Origin of the sequence: Enterobacter cloacae complex sp. 370H10 (assembly GCF_050031535.1) — a bacterium.
GTDB lineage: Bacteria > Pseudomonadota > Gammaproteobacteria > Enterobacterales > Enterobacteriaceae > Enterobacter > Enterobacter intestinihominis.
Genome location: NZ_JBLGWG010000001.1, coordinates 4999401 through 5014177, shown reverse-complemented (window position 1 = coordinate 5014177; position 14777 = coordinate 4999401). Strand labels below are relative to the sequence as shown.

Here is a 14777-nt window from a genome sequence, read left to right as displayed (position 1 = left end):
GCGAAGAGAGACAGACACGATTTTCAGCCTGATACAGATTAACAGAATTTGCCTGGCGGCTTTAGCGCGGTGGTCCCACCTGACCCCATGCCGAACTCAGAAGTGAAACGCCGTAGCGCCGATGGTAGTGTGGGGTCTCCCCATGTGAGAGTAGGGAACTGCCAGGCATCAAATTAAGTAGTAAGCCGGTGCATTAATCCGGTGGTTACAGAAGTATTCGGTGGAGCGGTAGTTCAGTCGGTTAGAATACCTGCCTGTCACGCAGGGGGTCGCGGGTTCGAGTCCCGTCCGTTCCGCCACTTATTAAGACATTAAGCCTGCCCAAAGGGCAGGCTTAATGGCAAAAAAATTTAGGGGCGTAGCTCAGTTGGTAGAGCACCGGTCTCCAAAACCGGGTGTCGCGAGTTCGAGTCTCTCCGCCCCTGCCATATAGAATCCTTTGCTTCGGCAAAGGATTTTTTTTTGCCTGTAAAACGGCTCAACACCTTCCTGAAGAATAAGCAGCCTGCGTTTCCGCAGGCTTTTGCGTTAATCCAGTATGCTGGTTTTTAACAGATCTTTTATCTGCGACTGCTTATCGCTGTTTTGCAGCCAAATGGCATACAGCGGCCTGGAGAGCGTTGTTGAATCGGTGACAACATGGAGTGCAGGTTTATTATCCGCCCAGCGAACAGGTAACCATGTACAGCCTTTCAGTGTGGGAAGATGCTGGCATGCGATCTCCGCAGAGCTTGTCGTGAGTTGCGGGATATCATCGCTGGCAATTAACCCCGTCTCGTGCTGCTGAAAATCAGGCCCCCATTCCAGGCGTAAATAATTCAGGTCGGCCTTCATCATTGCAGGCTCGGATGCATAGAGCGCCAGGCTAAACTGTCCAACAATCTGGCTGCTAAATTCATCCATCTTGGGGGCTTCTGTGGTGATCAGCAGATCAAGCTGCCGCTCGTGGAGTTGCTTAACCAGCGACTGGCGTTGCGCAATCCTCGCCTCAAATTGCAGATGGTTGTGTGTGCGATATAGCCGCATAAGCCACTGGCTGAGCATGCATTCCCATAGTGAAGCGCTGGCACCGATCGAGAATTCATTATGCCGGGATGTGTGCGCAACCTCCTTTCGCGCTGCCTGCCAGGTATTCATCAGGGTTTCTGCATAAGGCAATAGCTTTTCACCGGCCGGGGTTAGACGAATATTGTTGCGATGGCGGGTAAAAAGGTTCACACCCAGTTGATTTTCCAGCTGTCGAATACGAAAACTGACTGCTGACTGCGTCAGGTAGAGGGCTTCAGCTGCTCGCCCAAAGTGTCGCGTTCTGCTCACTTCGAGGAAAGTTTTTAGCAATTCCGTATCCACATCTTTCTCCACAAAATTATTTGTCGTTATGATTTAAATGTTTTGTTTTACACTCTGTCAAGCGTAACTAATACTCCGCGCCATAAATAGCTCGGCCAAAGAATTAGGAGCGTGTAGGATGGCGGAAAGCTTTACGACGACTAATCGTTTTTTCGATAATAAACATTATCCGCGCGGGTTCTCTCGTCACGGCGATTTCACTATCAAAGAAGCTCAACTTCTTGAGCGCCATGGTTATGCCTTTAACGAGCTGGATCTGGGTAAGCGCGAACCGGCAACCGAAGATGAAAAACAATTTGTCTCTGTTTGTCGTGGTGAGCGTGAGCCGCAGTCTGATGCAGAACGTGTATGGATCAAGTATATGGCTCGCATTAAGCGTCCTAAGCGTTTCCATACGCTGTCTGGCGGCAAGCCGCAGATGGAAGGTGCAGAAGACTACACCGAGTCTGACGATTAAGAAGAGAAGGGGCTACGGCCCCTTTTTTTATGCCAGCATTTTTTGCAGATGCAACAGCAGCCGATCGATCGCACGGTAGCTTAATGCCTCCTGCAAATGTCGCCTCTCTATTCCGGGGCAGCCCTCCACGTCAGCGACCGTGCGCGCAACTTTCAACAAACGCTGCCACGCGCGAATGGATAGCCCAAACCGCGTCAGTGTCTCTTCCAGCCAGCCTGCATCTTCGGCGTTGAGAGAGCAAAACTGTCGGATCCCGCTGTTATCCAGCCGGGCATTCAGCCTGTTCTGACGGGCATACTGCCGCGCCTGAGCCGCAATAACCCGTTCTCGCACCACTGCTGAGCTTTCGCCTTTGATACCGGTTTGCCTCAGCAGACCGGGCGGTGGCAGGGGGATCTCGAGAGATAAATCAAAACGGTCGAGGAAGGGGCCGGACAGCTTACTCAGATAGCGCAGCGTCTGCTCCGGCGTACAGCGGTTATGGTTGCCCTGATAATGGCCCGTTGGGCTAGGGTTCATCGCGGCGACCAGCTGAAACTGCGCAGGGTAGCTTATTTTGGCGCGTGTACGAGACAGATGGATTTCGCCGGATTCAATCGGCTCCCGCAACGCATCCAGCACGCGGCGTTCAAACTCTGGCAATTCATCCAGGAACAGAATGCCGTTGTGTGCCAGTGAGATTTCACCCGGTCCGGGAATTGAGCCCCCGCCCACCATCGCGGTAAGAGACGCACTGTGGTGTGGCGAGCGGAAAGGACGGCGGCGCCACTGTTTATGCAGCGATATTGAACTGACCAGGCTAAATATCGCGGCGCTTTCCAGCGCTTCGTGATTATTGAGGGGGGGCAGCAGGCCGCTCAACCTGCTCGCCAGCATCGTTTTCCCCGTGCCTGGCGGACCTATCAGTAGCAGGTTATGCCCACCCGCGGCCGTTATTTCTAACGCCCGCTTACCCTGTTCCTGACCCATAATATCGCTGAGGTCATCGGGTGAATATGCCACTACCTCCTCATTCTCCTGCGGCTCGGCAAGCTCATGTCGGCCTTCCAGCCAGGCGCAAACCTCCTGCAAATGTCCCGCGACAAGACACCCCTTTTCGGCGATAAGGCTGACTTCAGAGGCATTTTCATTGGCCACAATGATTTGCCTTCCCGCGCGTATGGCTTCAAGCGCACCCGAGATTGCTCCGGGAACGCCTCTTAACGCGCCTGTAAGCGCTAATTCACCCACGAACTCGCACGAGCTTAACCCTGGCGTATTGAGCTGTTCAGAAGCCGCGAGAAGCGCTATAGCAATAGGTAAATCATATCGCCCTCCCTCCTTTGGCAAATCGGCGGGCGCAAGGTTGATGGTGATCTTCTTCGCCGGAAAAGCATAACCGCTATTAATAATTGCGCTGCGCACGCGATCCCTGGCCTCCTTAACGGTCGTTTCGGGTAAGCCGACCAGCGTCAGTCCGGGCAGTCCATTACTTAAATGAACCTCTACAGAAATAAGCGGTGCCTTCACGCCGATGGCCGCGCGTGTATAAACAACTGACAGTGACATAAGCCCCTCCTTGGCGGTGACTATGCCAGCATCATTTTTTCCTGTTTAGCGCTAATTCACTGAATTACGGCGCTCGTTCCACCCTTTTAGCGCCTAAATGTAATCATTACATGTCGGTGGAATCGGCCTCGCAGAAAAGAAATCATGCGCGCCTTGCCTGATGAAACAGGACAAAAAAATGAAAAATCTTCATTTCTATTTTTTCCCTATATAAAACAACGATTTTGAAATAAATAGTTCGCCTGCTACAGAAATGGGTCATAAAAAAATCTTGTGTCAGATGAAATATCTGTGGTAACTCTTTAGGTATTCCTTCGAACAAGATGCAAAAAGAACTGAAAATGACAGCCCTTCTACGAGTGATTAGCCTGGTCGTGATTAGCGTGGTGGTGATTATTATCCCACCGTGCGGGGCTGCACTTGGACGAGGAAAGGCTTAGAAATCAAGCCTTAACGAACTAAGACCCCCGCACCGAAAGGTCCGGGGGTTTTTTTATGACTAAAAAACTTAAATGAGGAGCAGAGAATGACGACTAGCACAAAATTCTGTTTCTCCAGATTTATGACGGGGAACTAACTATGAATGGGGCACAATGGGTAGTACATGCGTTGCGCGCGCAGGGAGTCGAAACCGTATTCGGTTATCCGGGTGGCGCAATTATGCCGATTTACGATGCACTGTATGACGGCGGCGTGGAACACCTCTTGTGCCGACACGAGCAGGGCGCAGCGATGGCCGCCATCGGTTATGCCCGTGCGACCGGTAAAACCGGCGTCTGTATGGCCACCTCCGGTCCGGGCGCAACGAACCTGATCACCGGCCTGGCTGACGCGCTGCTCGATTCCGTACCCGTGGTGGCGATCACCGGCCAGGTGGCCTCTCCGTTCATCGGCACCGATGCTTTCCAGGAAGTGGATGTGCTCGGTTTATCGCTTGCCTGCACCAAACATAGCTTCCTCGTTCAGTCTCTCGAAGAGCTGCCGCGCGTGATGGCCAAAGCGTTCGAGGTTGCCAGCTCTGGCCGTCCTGGCCCGGTTCTGGTAGATATCCCGAAAGATATTCAGGTTGCACTCGGCGATCTGGAACCGCACTTCTCCACCGTTGAAAGCGAAAACGTGTTTCCCCATGCGGAGGTTGAAGAGGCTCGCCAGATGCTGGCGCAGGCGAAACAGCCGATGCTGTATGTAGGCGGCGGCGTGGGCATGGCGCAGGCTGTTCCTGCCCTGCGCGAATTTATCGCAGTAACGCAAATGCCCGCCACCTGCACGCTGAAAGGATTGGGCGCGGTCGACGCGGACTATCCATACTATTTGGGCATGTTAGGGATGCACGGCACCAAAGCGGCAAACCTGGCAGTGCAGGAGTGTGACCTGCTCATCGCCGTCGGCGCCCGTTTTGACGACCGCGTCACCGGCAAGCTGAACACCTTTGCGCCGAACGCCAAAGTGATCCATATGGACATCGACCCGGCGGAGATGAACAAACTGCGTCAGGCGCATGTCGCGTTGCAGGGCGATCTCAACGCGCTGTTACCGGCGCTGGAGCAGCCGCTGGATATCAACCCATGGCGTCAGCACACCGCCGATATGCGCGCTGAACACGCCTGGCGTTACGATCACCCCGGCGAGGCCATCTATGCGCCGCTATTGTTGAAACAGTTGTCCGACCGCAAACCCGCAGACAGCGTGGTGACGACGGATGTCGGCCAGCATCAGATGTGGTCAGCCCAGCACATGACCTACACCCGCCCGGAGAACTTCATCACCTCGAGCGGCTTAGGCACGATGGGCTTCGGCCTGCCCGCTGCCGTGGGCGCACAGGTTGCCCGCCCGAACGATACCGTTATCTGTATCTCCGGTGACGGCTCCTTCATGATGAACGTCCAGGAGCTCGGCACCGTGAAGCGTAAGCAGTTACCGCTGAAAATCGTTTTGCTCGATAACCAGCGTTTAGGCATGGTTCGCCAGTGGCAGCAGCTGTTCTTCCAGGAGCGTTACAGCGAAACGACCCTGACCGACAACCCCGATTTCCTCACCCTGGCCAGCGCCTTCGGCATTCCTGGCCAGCACATCACCCGTAAAGACCAGGTTGAAGCGGCACTCGACACCATGCTGTCAAGCGAAGGGCCATACCTGCTTCATGTCTCAATCGACGAGCTTGAGAACGTCTGGCCGTTGGTACCGCCCGGTGCCAGTAACTCACAAATGCTGGAGAAATTATCATGATGCAACATCAGGTCGCCGTGCAGGCTCGCTTCAACCCGGAAACGTTAGAACGCGTATTGCGTGTGGTCCGTCACCGTGGTTTTCAGGTTTGCTCTATGAATATGGAAACGGCCACGGATGCACAAAATATCAGTATCGAATTAACCGTTGCCAGCCCGCGGCCGGTCGACTTACTGTTTAGTCAGTTATCAAAACTGGTAGACGTTGCCCATGTTGCCATCTGCCAGAGCACAACCACATCACAACAAATCCGCGCTTAAGCGTGACAGGACGAAAAAAATGACGACAAAAAAAGCTGATTACATTTGGTTCAATGGTGAGATGGTTCGCTGGGAAGACGCGAAAGTTCACGTGATGTCCCACGCGCTGCACTACGGCACCTCCGTGTTTGAAGGCATCCGTTGCTACGATTCTCACAAAGGACCAGTGGTGTTCCGCCATCGCGAACACATGCAGCGTCTGCATGACTCAGCCAAAATTTATCGTTTCCCGGTCTCCCAAAGCGTTGATGAGCTGATGGAAGCCTGCCGCGAGGTGATCCGCCAGAACAAACTGACCAGTGCCTATATTCGTCCGCTGGTCTTCGTGGGTGATGTCGGCATGGGTGTCAATCCGCCCGCTGGCTATAACACCGATGTGATCATTGCTGCGTTCCCGTGGGGCGCCTACCTGGGCGCGGAAGCACTGGATCAGGGGATCGACGCAATGGTTTCTTCCTGGAACCGCGTGGCACCAAACACTATCCCGACCGCGGCTAAAGCGGGCGGTAACTACCTTTCCTCACTGCTGGTCGGCAGCGAAGCGCGCCGTCACGGTTACCAGGAAGGTATCGCGCTCGATGTAAATGGCTACATCTCCGAAGGTGCGGGCGAAAACCTGTTTGAAGTGAAAGACGGCATTCTGTTCACCCCGCCGTTCACCTCGTCCGCGCTGCCGGGCATCACCCGCGACGCCATCATCAAGCTGGCAAAAGATCTGGGTATCGAAGTACGCGAGCAGGTGCTGTCCCGCGAATCCCTGTACCTGGCTGACGAAGTGTTCATGTCCGGTACCGCGGCTGAAATTACACCGGTGCGTAGCGTCGACGGCATTCAGGTGGGCGAAGGCCGCTGTGGTCCGGTCACCAAACGCATTCAGCAAGCCTTCTTCGGCCTGTTCACCGGCGAAACAGAAGACAAATACGGCTGGTTGGATCAGGTTAATCACTAAATATAAATTTGGGACGGCACGCACCGTCCCATTTAATAGTCAGACGGGAGTAAATAAAGCATGCCTAAGTATCGTTCAGCCACCACCACCCACGGCCGTAATATGGCGGGGGCCCGCGCACTGTGGCGCGCCACCGGAATGACCGACGCCGATTTCGGCAAGCCAATTATCGCCGTGGTGAACTCCTTCACCCAGTTTGTGCCGGGCCATGTGCACCTGCGCGATCTCGGTAAGCTGGTTGCCGAGCAAATCGAAGCCTCCGGCGGCGTGGCGAAAGAGTTCAACACCATTGCGGTGGATGACGGTATCGCAATGGGCCACGGGGGGATGCTCTATTCACTGCCGTCGCGCGAGCTGATCGCCGACTCGGTGGAGTACATGGTTAACGCCCACTGCGCCGATGCGATGGTCTGTATCTCCAACTGCGACAAAATCACCCCGGGGATGCTGATGGCCTCCCTGCGCCTGAACATTCCGGTGATCTTCGTTTCCGGCGGCCCGATGGAAGCGGGTAAAACCAAGCTTTCCGACAAAATCATCAAGCTCGACCTGGTCGATGCGATGATCCAGGGCGCGGACCCGAAAGTCTCTGACGAGCAGAGCGACCAGGTGGAACGCTCCGCGTGTCCGACCTGCGGCTCCTGTTCCGGGATGTTCACCGCCAACTCCATGAACTGCCTGACCGAAGCGCTGGGCCTTTCTCAGCCGGGTAACGGCTCGCTGCTGGCGACCCACGCCGACCGTAAGCAGCTGTTCCTTAACGCGGGCAAGCGCATCGTTGAACTGACCAAACGCTACTACGAGCAGGACGACGCCAGCGCGCTGCCGCGCAACATCGCCAGTAAAGCGGCGTTCGAAAACGCCATGACGCTGGATATCGCCATGGGCGGTTCCACCAACACCGTTCTGCACCTGCTGGCCGCCGCGCAGGAAGCCGAAATCGACTTCACCATGAGCGACATCGACAAGCTCTCCCGCAAAGTGCCGCAGCTGTGTAAAGTCGCGCCGAGTACCCAGAAGTACCATATGGAAGACGTGCATCGTGCTGGTGGTGTCATCGGTATCCTCGGCGAGCTGGATCGCGCAGGGCTGCTGAACCGCAACGTGAAAAATGTGCTCGGCCTGACGCTGCCGGAGTCGCTGGACCAGTACGACGTGATGCTGACCAAAGACGACGCGGTGAAAAAGATGTTCCGCGCCGGTCCGGCAGGTATTCGCACCACGCAGGCGTTCTCGCAGGATTGCCGCTGGGACACGCTGGATGATGATCGCGCCGAAGGCTGCATCCGCTCGCTGGAACATGCCTACAGCAAAGACGGCGGTCTGGCCGTGCTGTACGGTAACTTTGCGGAAAACGGCTGCATCGTGAAAACCGCAGGCGTGGACGACAGCATTCTCAAATTCACCGGTCCGGCAAAAGTGTATGAAAGCCAGGACGAGGCGGTAGACGCTATCCTCGGTGGCAAAGTGGTGGAAGGCGACGTGGTGGTCATTCGCTACGAAGGGCCGAAAGGCGGTCCGGGCATGCAGGAGATGCTCTACCCGACTACCTTCCTGAAATCGATGGGCCTCGGCAAAGCCTGCGCGCTGATCACCGACGGTCGTTTCTCTGGCGGCACGTCAGGCCTCTCCATTGGCCACGTCTCCCCGGAAGCGGCAAGCGGCGGCAATATCGCGATCATCGAAGATGGCGACCTGATCGAAATCGACATTCCGAACCGCGGCATTCAGCTGAAGCTGAGTGACCAGGAGATTGCGGCCCGTCGTGAAGCGCAGGAAGCCCGCGGCGACAAAGCCTGGACGCCGAAAGACCGCCAGCGCGAAGTCTCCTTCGCCCTGCGCGCTTACGCGAGTCTTGCCACCAGTGCAGATAAAGGCGCGGTGCGCGATAAATCTAAACTTGGGGGCTAATGATGGCCGAGTCACAACCTTTATCCGCCGCCCCCGAGGGGGCGGAATACCTGAGAGCGGTGCTGCGCGCGCCGGTCTATGAAGCCGTGCAGGTCACGCCCCTGCAAAAAATGGACAAACTCTCCTCGCGCCTCGACAACGTCATTCTGGTGAAGCGCGAAGACAGGCAGCCGGTGCACAGCTTCAAGCTGCGCGGCGCCTACGCGATGATGGCCGGGCTGACGGATGAGCAGAAAGCGCGCGGCGTCATTACCGCGTCGGCGGGCAACCACGCGCAGGGCGTAGCGTTCTCCGCGGCCCGTTTAGGGCTGAAAGCGCTGATCGTGATGCCGGTTGCCACGGCGGATATCAAAGTCGACGCGGTGCGCGGTTTTGGCGGGGAAGTGCTGCTCCACGGCGCGAATTTTGACGAAGCGAAAGCCAAAGCGATTGAGCTGGCGCAGCAGCAGGGCTTCACCTGGGTCCCGCCGTTCGATCACCCGATGGTGATTGCCGGGCAGGGTACGCTGGCGCTGGAACTTTTGCAGCAGGATGCCCATCTCGACCGCGTTTTCGTTCCGGTGGGCGGCGGTGGCTTAGCCGCTGGTGTGGCGGTGCTGATCAAACAGCTAATGCCGCAGATCAAAGTGATTGCGGTTGAAGCGGAAGACTCTGCTTGCCTGAAGGCGGCGCTGGACGCCGGACATCCGGTGGATCTGCCGCGCGTCGGGCTGTTCGCCGAGGGCGTGGCGGTGAAGCGCATTGGCGACGAAACCTTCCGCCTGTGCCGGGAATATCTCGACGATATCGTCACGGTGGACAGCGATGCGATCTGCGCGGCGATGAAAGATCTGTTCGAAGACGTTCGGGCGGTGGCGGAACCGTCCGGCGCGCTGGCGCTGGCGGGGATGAAGAAATACATCGCCCAGCACAACATCCGCGGCGAGCGTCTGGCGCACGTGCTTTCCGGTGCCAACGTGAACTTCCACGGCCTGCGCTACGTGTCCGAGCGTTGCGAGCTCGGCGAACAGCGTGAAGCGCTGCTGGCGGTGACCATTCCGGAAGAGAAGGGCAGCTTCCTGAAGTTCTGTCAGCTGCTGGGCGGTCGTTCGGTGACGGAGTTTAACTACCGCTTTGCCGATGCCAAAGACGCCTGCATTTTTGTCGGCGTGCGTCTGAGCCGCGGCGTAGAGGAGCGCAAAGAGATCCTCAACCTGCTGCATGAGGGCGGCTATAGCGTGGTCGATCTCTCCGACGACGAGATGGCGAAGCTGCACGTGCGTTACATGGTCGGCGGCCGTCCATCCAAGCCGCTCAAGGAACGCCTGTTCAGCTTCGAGTTCCCGGAATCGCCGGGCGCGCTGCTCAAGTTCCTGCACACGCTGGGCACCCACTGGAACATTTCTCTGTTCCACTACCGCAGCCACGGCACCGACTACGGCCGCGTGCTGGCGGCGTTCGAGCTGGGCGAGCACGAGCCGGATTTCGAAACGCGCCTGAACGAGCTGGGCTATGAGTGCCATGACGAAACCCACAACCCGGCGTTCCGCTTCTTCCTCGCGGGCTAGGGGTTGAGCTGCGTGTAGGCCGGGTAAGCGCAGCGCCACCCGGCTTTAGTGGTTCGGCAATATCTTCCAGAACGCATCAATAAGCGGCTCATGCAGCCGCTTTTTTTGTGCGCACACGCCAAGCTCGAACGGCGTTTTTTCGTCGCTGCGTTCTAAAATCATCACGCGATTGCGCACTGGCTCCGGGCTGTTTTCCAGCACCACTTCTGGCAGCAGCGCCACGCCGCAGCCGAGCGCCACCATCGACACCATAGCCTCATGGCCGCCGACCGTGGCGTAAATCGACGGGTTGCTGATTTTCTGGCGGCGGAACCACAGCTCAATGCGGCGGCGCACCGGCCCCTGATCGGCCATGATAAACGGCACCGTCGACCAGTCCGGTTTCTCCACCGAGACCTGGTTGCGCACCGGGCAGGGCAGCGCCGGGGCAATCAGTACTACCGCCAGATTCTCCAGCATTGAGAACGCTACCGCGCCCGGCAGGGTTTCCGGCTTCCCGGCAATCGCGAGATCCGCTTCGCCCGTGACCACTTTTTCCATCGCGTCGGCGGCATCGCCGGTGGTGAGCTTAATTTCAACCGACGGATGTTCCGCGCGGAAGCGGTCGAGAATGGGGGGAAGATGGCTGTAGGCGGCGGTCACGGAGCAGAAAATATGCAGCTCGCCGGAAAGCGACGGCCCCTGCTGGTCGATGGTGTGCCGCAGCTGCTGGTACTGCAACAAGGTTTGCTGGGCAAAGATGCGCAGCTCTTCACCGGCTTCCGTGAGGGTGACGGTGCGGTTATCGCGCACGAACAGCGGCTGGCCGAGGTCTTCCTCAAGGCGCTGGATCTGGCGCGACAGCGTGGAGGGGCTGACGTGCATCGCCCGGGCGCTGCGGCCAAAGTGACGGCTTTCCGCCAGGTGCAGGAACATTTTCAGATCGCGTAAATCCACCGATTCCACTCCCTCTTTTTACATTGCATAAATTGCAATGTGACGTTGTGAATATATCAATTTCCGCAATAAATTTCCTGTTGTAATGTGGGTACATTCTCGCTGAAACGCGAACCGAACAATAAGACACACAACATCACGAGGTATCACCCATGGCTAACTACTTTAATACACTGAACTTGCGCCAGCAGCTGGCGCAGCTGGGCAAATGCCGCTTTATGGCGCGCGACGAATTTGCCGATGGCGCGAGCTACCTTCAGGGTAAAAAAGTGGTCATCGTCGGCTGTGGCGCACAGGGTCTGAACCAGGGCCTGAACATGCGTGACTCCGGTCTGGATATCTCCTACGCCCTGCGCAAAGAAGCGATTGCTGAAAAGCGCGCTTCCTGGCGTAAAGCGACCGAAAACGGCTTCAAAGTAGGTACCTACGAAGAGCTGATCCCGCAGGCGGACCTGGTGGTTAACCTGACGCCAGACAAGCAGCACTCAGACGTTGTACGTTCCGTACAGCCGCTGATGAAAGACGGCGCCGCGCTGGGTTACTCCCACGGCTTCAACATCGTTGAAGTGGGCGAGCAGATCCGTAAAGACATCACCGTAGTGATGGTGGCACCGAAGTGCCCGGGCACCGAAGTGCGCGAAGAGTACAAACGTGGTTTCGGCGTACCGACGCTGATCGCCGTTCACCCGGAAAACGATCCGAAAGGCGAAGGCATGGCGATTGCCAAAGCCTGGGCAGCGGCCACCGGCGGCCATCGTGCGGGCGTACTGGAATCTTCCTTCGTTGCGGAAGTGAAATCTGACCTGATGGGCGAGCAGACCATTCTGTGCGGCATGCTCCAGGCTGGCTCCCTGCTGTGCTTCGACAAGCTGGTGGAAGAGGGCACCGACCCGGCATATGCGGAAAAACTGATTCAGTTCGGCTGGGAAACCATCACCGAAGCGCTGAAGCAGGGCGGCATTACGCTGATGATGGACCGTCTGTCCAATCCGGCAAAACTGCGCGCGTTCGCACTCTCTGAACAGCTGAAAACCATCATGGCACCGCTGTTCCAGAAACACATGGACGACATCATCTCCGGCGAGTTCTCTTCCGGCATGATGGCGGACTGGGCGAATGACGATAAGAAACTGCTGACCTGGCGCGAAGAGACCGGTAAAACCGCGTTCGAAACGGCACCACAGTTCGAGGGTAAAATCAGCGAGCAGGAGTACTTCGATAAAGGCGTACTGATGATCGCGATGGTGAAAGCGGGCGTTGAGCTGGCGTTCGAAACCATGGTGGATTCCGGCATCATTGAAGAATCTGCGTACTACGAATCGCTGCACGAGCTGCCGCTGATCGCAAACACCATCGCCCGTAAGCGTCTGTATGAGATGAACGTGGTGATCTCCGATACCGCCGAGTACGGTAACTATCTGTTCTCTTACGCCTGCGTACCGCTGCTGAAAGAGTTCATGACTACCCTGCAAGCAGGCGATCTGGGTAAAGCGATTGCGGAAGGTGCGGTTGATAACGCGCAGCTTCGTGACGTCAACGAAGCGATTCGCAGCCACGAAATCGAGAAAGTGGGCCAGAAACTGCGTGGCTACATGACCGATATGAAACGTATCGCAGTAGCAGACTAAAAAGACAATCGGGTGGCGCAAGCCACCCGAACTGTTTTAGCTACGCAGTATCGCGCCGGGATAACCCAGCTGGCGCCACGCCTCATACACCACCACCGACACCGCATTCGACAGGTTCATGCTGCGGCTGTCCGGCATCATCGGAATACGAATTTTTTGCTCAGCGGGCAGGGCATCCAGAATGGTGGCCGGCAGGCCGCGGGTTTCCGGACCAAACATCAGATAATCCCCGTCCTGATAGCTTACGGCACTGTGCGCTGGCGTGCCTTTGGTGGTCAGGGCGAACATGCGCTGCGGCTTCTCTGCGTCCAGAAACGCGGCGTAATCGTGATGACGAACGACGGCAGTAAACTCATGGTAGTCCAGCCCCGCGCGGCGCAGACGTTTGTCGTCCCACGTAAAGCCCATCGGCTCAATGATGTGCAGACGAAAACCGGTGTTGGCGCACAGGCGGATGATATTGCCGGTATTGGGTGGGATTTCTGGTTCGAATAAGACGATGTTAAGCATGCTGCCCCCTTAATTGCGGGGGGCAGAATAGCAGAAAAGAGAGGGACTAGGCGACGCCCGGCTCCTGCGAGCGGCTATACAGCATTTTGTAGACGGTTGCCGCCGCGGCCACGAGAGCAGGCACGCTGAGGATCATCAAAATACTGTCCGCCTGCCACTGCATGGAGAGAAGCTGGGCGCTGGTCATGGTGCCCGCCACGCCGCCGAAGCGGCCGATCCCCTGCATCCAGGCGATACCCGTCGCACGGCACTCGGTAGGGTAAAAGGTGGCGGCCAGGGTCTGCATCCCCGACTGCGCGCCATTCATCGCGATCCCCATCAGGAAGATTAACCCGCCAAACAGGGCGATATGATTATGCTCAATGCCGAGTAAAAGAATCAGGCCCATCGTCAGCACGAAACCACACGCGACCACCTTGTGCGCTTCCCAGCGGTCCATCATCCAGCCCGCGAGCAGAATGCCAGCGGTGCCGCCGAAGGTGAACAGCGAGGTGAGCCAGGCGGATTCCGCCAGCGCATACCCCATCCCCTGCATCAGCGTTGGCATCCAGCTCAGCAGGACGTAATAAATCACCAGTCCCATAAAGTAGGTGACCCACAGCATCAGGGTGCCGGGCAGCCAGGGCATGGAAAACAGCTGCGACACGCTGCCTTTTTTCGACGCGACCTTCTCCTCCGCCAGGAAAAAGCCCGTGACGCTATCCAGCGTGCTGCGGGCGAACCGGCTGGCGATGCGGCGAACCTGCGCGACGTCTTTTCCGCGCTGCACCAGAAACTTCACCGACTCCGGCAACAGCAGCGCCAGCAGCACCGTTAAAATCAGCGGCGCAATCGCGCCGGTCAGCAGCACGCTTCGCCAGCCATGGTGAGGGATAAGCCAGGACGAGATCGCCCCGCCGCCCGCCGCACCCAGCGGAAAGCCGCAGTACATGGTGTTAATTGCCATGGCGCGGCAGCGCTGGGGGGCAAACTCTGAGATCAGCGTGATGGCGTTAGGCATCGCGGCGCCCAGCCCGAGACCGGTCAGAAATCGCCACAGCGTCAGGGTATTCAGACTTTGCGCCCAGGCCGTGCCCAGGCTCGCCAGGCCGAAGAACAGGCATGAAAAGACCAGTACGCGCTTGCGTCCCATACGGTCCGATACCGGACCTGCAATAAGAGCTCCCAGCGACAGCCCCAGTAGCGCCGCACTCAACACCGGCCCCAGATCCTGTTTATGTATTCCCCACTCCGCCGACAGCGTAGGCGCAATGTAACCCATCGCGGCGGTATCGAAACCATCGATCGCCAGCACCAGAAAGCCCAGCACAATAAGAAGCCAGTGAAACCCTGAAAAAGGACTCTCATCGATCACCTGCTGAATATCCACCCGACCTGAATACGTCATACGTTCCCCTCCGATGTGATGTTGTTTTTGTGTTCTTGTATTTGCTTGTCTATACAATTGCGGAGGGC

General features: G+C 57.2%; 14 protein-coding genes, 2 tRNA genes and 1 rRNA gene. 12 read left to right on the top strand and 5 right to left on the bottom strand.

The genetic code is table 11. The features are described 5' to 3' along the window. Positions 1-51 precede the first annotated feature (51 nt). From rrf to ACQG2Q_RS24690, 3 genes are all read left to right on the top strand, one after another. A 5S ribosomal RNA gene (gene rrf, locus ACQG2Q_RS24700) occupies positions 52-167 on the top strand. A 55-nt stretch (positions 168-222) separates the two neighbouring features. Next, positions 223-299, top strand: a tRNA-Asp gene (locus ACQG2Q_RS24695). A 53-nt stretch (positions 300-352) separates the two neighbouring features. Further along, positions 353-428: transfer RNA gene (locus tag ACQG2Q_RS24690), tRNA-Trp, on the top strand. 100 nt (positions 429-528) lie between these two features. Here the strand turns inward: ACQG2Q_RS24690 and hdfR are convergent. Further along, positions 529-1350, bottom strand: coding sequence for an HTH-type transcriptional regulator HdfR (hdfR, locus tag ACQG2Q_RS24685; protein WP_022649779.1), 822 nt, complete (start codon positions 1348-1350; stop codon positions 529-531). Positions 1351-1468: 118 nt separating this feature from the next. On the opposite strand from hdfR, the gene ACQG2Q_RS24680 reads away from it, so the two are divergent. Further along, a complete protein-coding gene (locus tag ACQG2Q_RS24680; protein ID WP_006808641.1) occupies positions 1469-1807 on the top strand; it encodes a DUF413 domain-containing protein in 339 nt (112 codons plus the stop codon). Between the two features lie 27 nt (positions 1808-1834). Here ACQG2Q_RS24680 and ACQG2Q_RS24675 read toward each other — a convergent pair whose 3' ends face one another. Next, positions 1835-3355, bottom strand: coding sequence for a YifB family Mg chelatase-like AAA ATPase (locus ACQG2Q_RS24675; RefSeq protein WP_063850263.1), 1521 nt, complete (start codon positions 3353-3355; stop codon positions 1835-1837). Between the two features lie 341 nt (positions 3356-3696). Between ACQG2Q_RS24675 and ilvL the strand changes: the two genes are divergently transcribed. The 7 genes from ilvL to ilvA all read left to right on the top strand — a co-directional run bounded on the left by ilvL (position 3697) and on the right by ilvA (position 10248). Continuing rightward, positions 3697-3795 (top strand): ilv operon leader peptide, encoded by a 99-nt coding sequence (gene ilvL / locus ACQG2Q_RS24670; protein ID WP_001311244.1) that lies wholly within the window; start codon positions 3697-3699, stop codon positions 3793-3795. An 86-nt stretch (positions 3796-3881) separates the two neighbouring features. Then, the gene (gene ilvX / locus ACQG2Q_RS24665; RefSeq protein WP_166792073.1) at positions 3882-3932 is read left to right on the top strand and encodes a peptide IlvX; all 51 of its coding nucleotides are present in this window, start codon (positions 3882-3884) and stop codon (positions 3930-3932) included. A gap of 2 nt (positions 3933-3934) precedes the next feature. Further along, positions 3935-5581: an acetolactate synthase 2 catalytic subunit gene (gene ilvG, locus ACQG2Q_RS24660; protein ID WP_063850265.1), complete on the top strand. Its 1647-nt coding sequence runs from the start codon at positions 3935-3937 to the stop codon at positions 5579-5581. Further along, positions 5578-5841 (top strand): acetolactate synthase 2 small subunit, encoded by a 264-nt coding sequence (ilvM, locus tag ACQG2Q_RS24655; RefSeq protein WP_063147041.1) that lies wholly within the window; start codon positions 5578-5580, stop codon positions 5839-5841. Before ilvG ends, ilvM begins: the two co-directional genes overlap by 4 nt. A gap of 19 nt (positions 5842-5860) precedes the next feature. Then, entirely contained in the window at positions 5861-6790 is a 930-nt protein-coding gene (gene ilvE / locus ACQG2Q_RS24650; RefSeq protein ID WP_003860182.1) for a branched-chain-amino-acid transaminase, read from the top strand. A 60-nt stretch (positions 6791-6850) separates the two neighbouring features. Continuing rightward, complete coding sequence (gene ilvD, locus ACQG2Q_RS24645) at positions 6851-8701, top strand: dihydroxy-acid dehydratase (protein WP_022649775.1); 1851 nt, start codon at positions 6851-6853, stop codon at positions 8699-8701. Positions 8702-8703: 2 nt separating this feature from the next. Further along, entirely contained in the window at positions 8704-10248 is a 1545-nt protein-coding gene (ilvA, locus tag ACQG2Q_RS24640) for a threonine ammonia-lyase, biosynthetic (protein WP_096216776.1), read from the top strand. A gap of 45 nt (positions 10249-10293) precedes the next feature. Here ilvA and ilvY read toward each other — a convergent pair whose 3' ends face one another. Continuing rightward, the gene (ilvY, locus tag ACQG2Q_RS24635) at positions 10294-11184 is read right to left on the bottom strand and encodes an HTH-type transcriptional activator IlvY (RefSeq protein WP_017382574.1); all 891 of its coding nucleotides are present in this window, start codon (positions 11182-11184) and stop codon (positions 10294-10296) included. A 152-nt stretch (positions 11185-11336) separates the two neighbouring features. Between ilvY and ilvC the strand changes: the two genes are divergently transcribed. Beyond that, on the top strand, positions 11337-12812 hold the full coding sequence (gene ilvC, locus ACQG2Q_RS24630; protein WP_022649773.1) for a ketol-acid reductoisomerase: 1476 nt from the start codon (positions 11337-11339) through the stop codon (positions 12810-12812). Positions 12813-12848: 36 nt separating this feature from the next. Here the strand turns inward: ilvC and trmL are convergent, their stop codons facing one another. Further along, on the bottom strand, positions 12849-13322 hold the full coding sequence (gene trmL, locus ACQG2Q_RS24625; RefSeq protein ID WP_022649772.1) for a tRNA (uridine(34)/cytosine(34)/5-carboxymethylaminomethyluridine(34)-2'-O)-methyltransferase TrmL: 474 nt from the start codon (positions 13320-13322) through the stop codon (positions 12849-12851). Between the two features lie 46 nt (positions 13323-13368). Beyond that, on the bottom strand, positions 13369-14709 hold the full coding sequence (locus ACQG2Q_RS24620) for an MFS transporter (protein ID WP_022649771.1): 1341 nt from the start codon (positions 14707-14709) through the stop codon (positions 13369-13371). Positions 14710-14777 lie beyond the last annotated feature (68 nt).

Excerpts from the sequence above, each read along its gene's own strand:
- ilvL (WP_001311244.1), top strand. The coding sequence starts at position 3,697 with ATGACAGCCCTTCTACGAGTGATTAGCCTGGTCGTGATTAGCGTGGTG.
- ilvM (WP_063147041.1), top strand. The coding sequence starts at position 5,578 with ATGATGCAACATCAGGTCGCCGTGCAGGCTCGCTTCAACCCGGAAACG.
- ACQG2Q_RS24620 (WP_022649771.1), bottom strand. The coding sequence starts at position 14,709 with ATGACGTATTCAGGTCGGGTGGATATTCAGCAGGTGATCGATGAGAGT.
- ACQG2Q_RS24675 (WP_063850263.1), bottom strand. The coding sequence starts at position 3,355 with ATGTCACTGTCAGTTGTTTATACACGCGCGGCCATCGGCGTGAAGGCA.
- ilvA (WP_096216776.1), top strand. The coding sequence starts at position 8,704 with ATGGCCGAGTCACAACCTTTATCCGCCGCCCCCGAGGGGGCGGAATAC.
- ilvG (WP_063850265.1), top strand. The coding sequence starts at position 3,935 with ATGAATGGGGCACAATGGGTAGTACATGCGTTGCGCGCGCAGGGAGTC.
- ilvD (WP_022649775.1), top strand. The coding sequence starts at position 6,851 with ATGCCTAAGTATCGTTCAGCCACCACCACCCACGGCCGTAATATGGCG.
- ACQG2Q_RS24680 (WP_006808641.1), top strand. The coding sequence starts at position 1,469 with ATGGCGGAAAGCTTTACGACGACTAATCGTTTTTTCGATAATAAACAT.
- ilvE (WP_003860182.1), top strand. The coding sequence starts at position 5,861 with ATGACGACAAAAAAAGCTGATTACATTTGGTTCAATGGTGAGATGGTT.
- trmL (WP_022649772.1), bottom strand. The coding sequence starts at position 13,322 with ATGCTTAACATCGTCTTATTCGAACCAGAAATCCCACCCAATACCGGC.
- ilvC (WP_022649773.1), top strand. The coding sequence starts at position 11,337 with ATGGCTAACTACTTTAATACACTGAACTTGCGCCAGCAGCTGGCGCAG.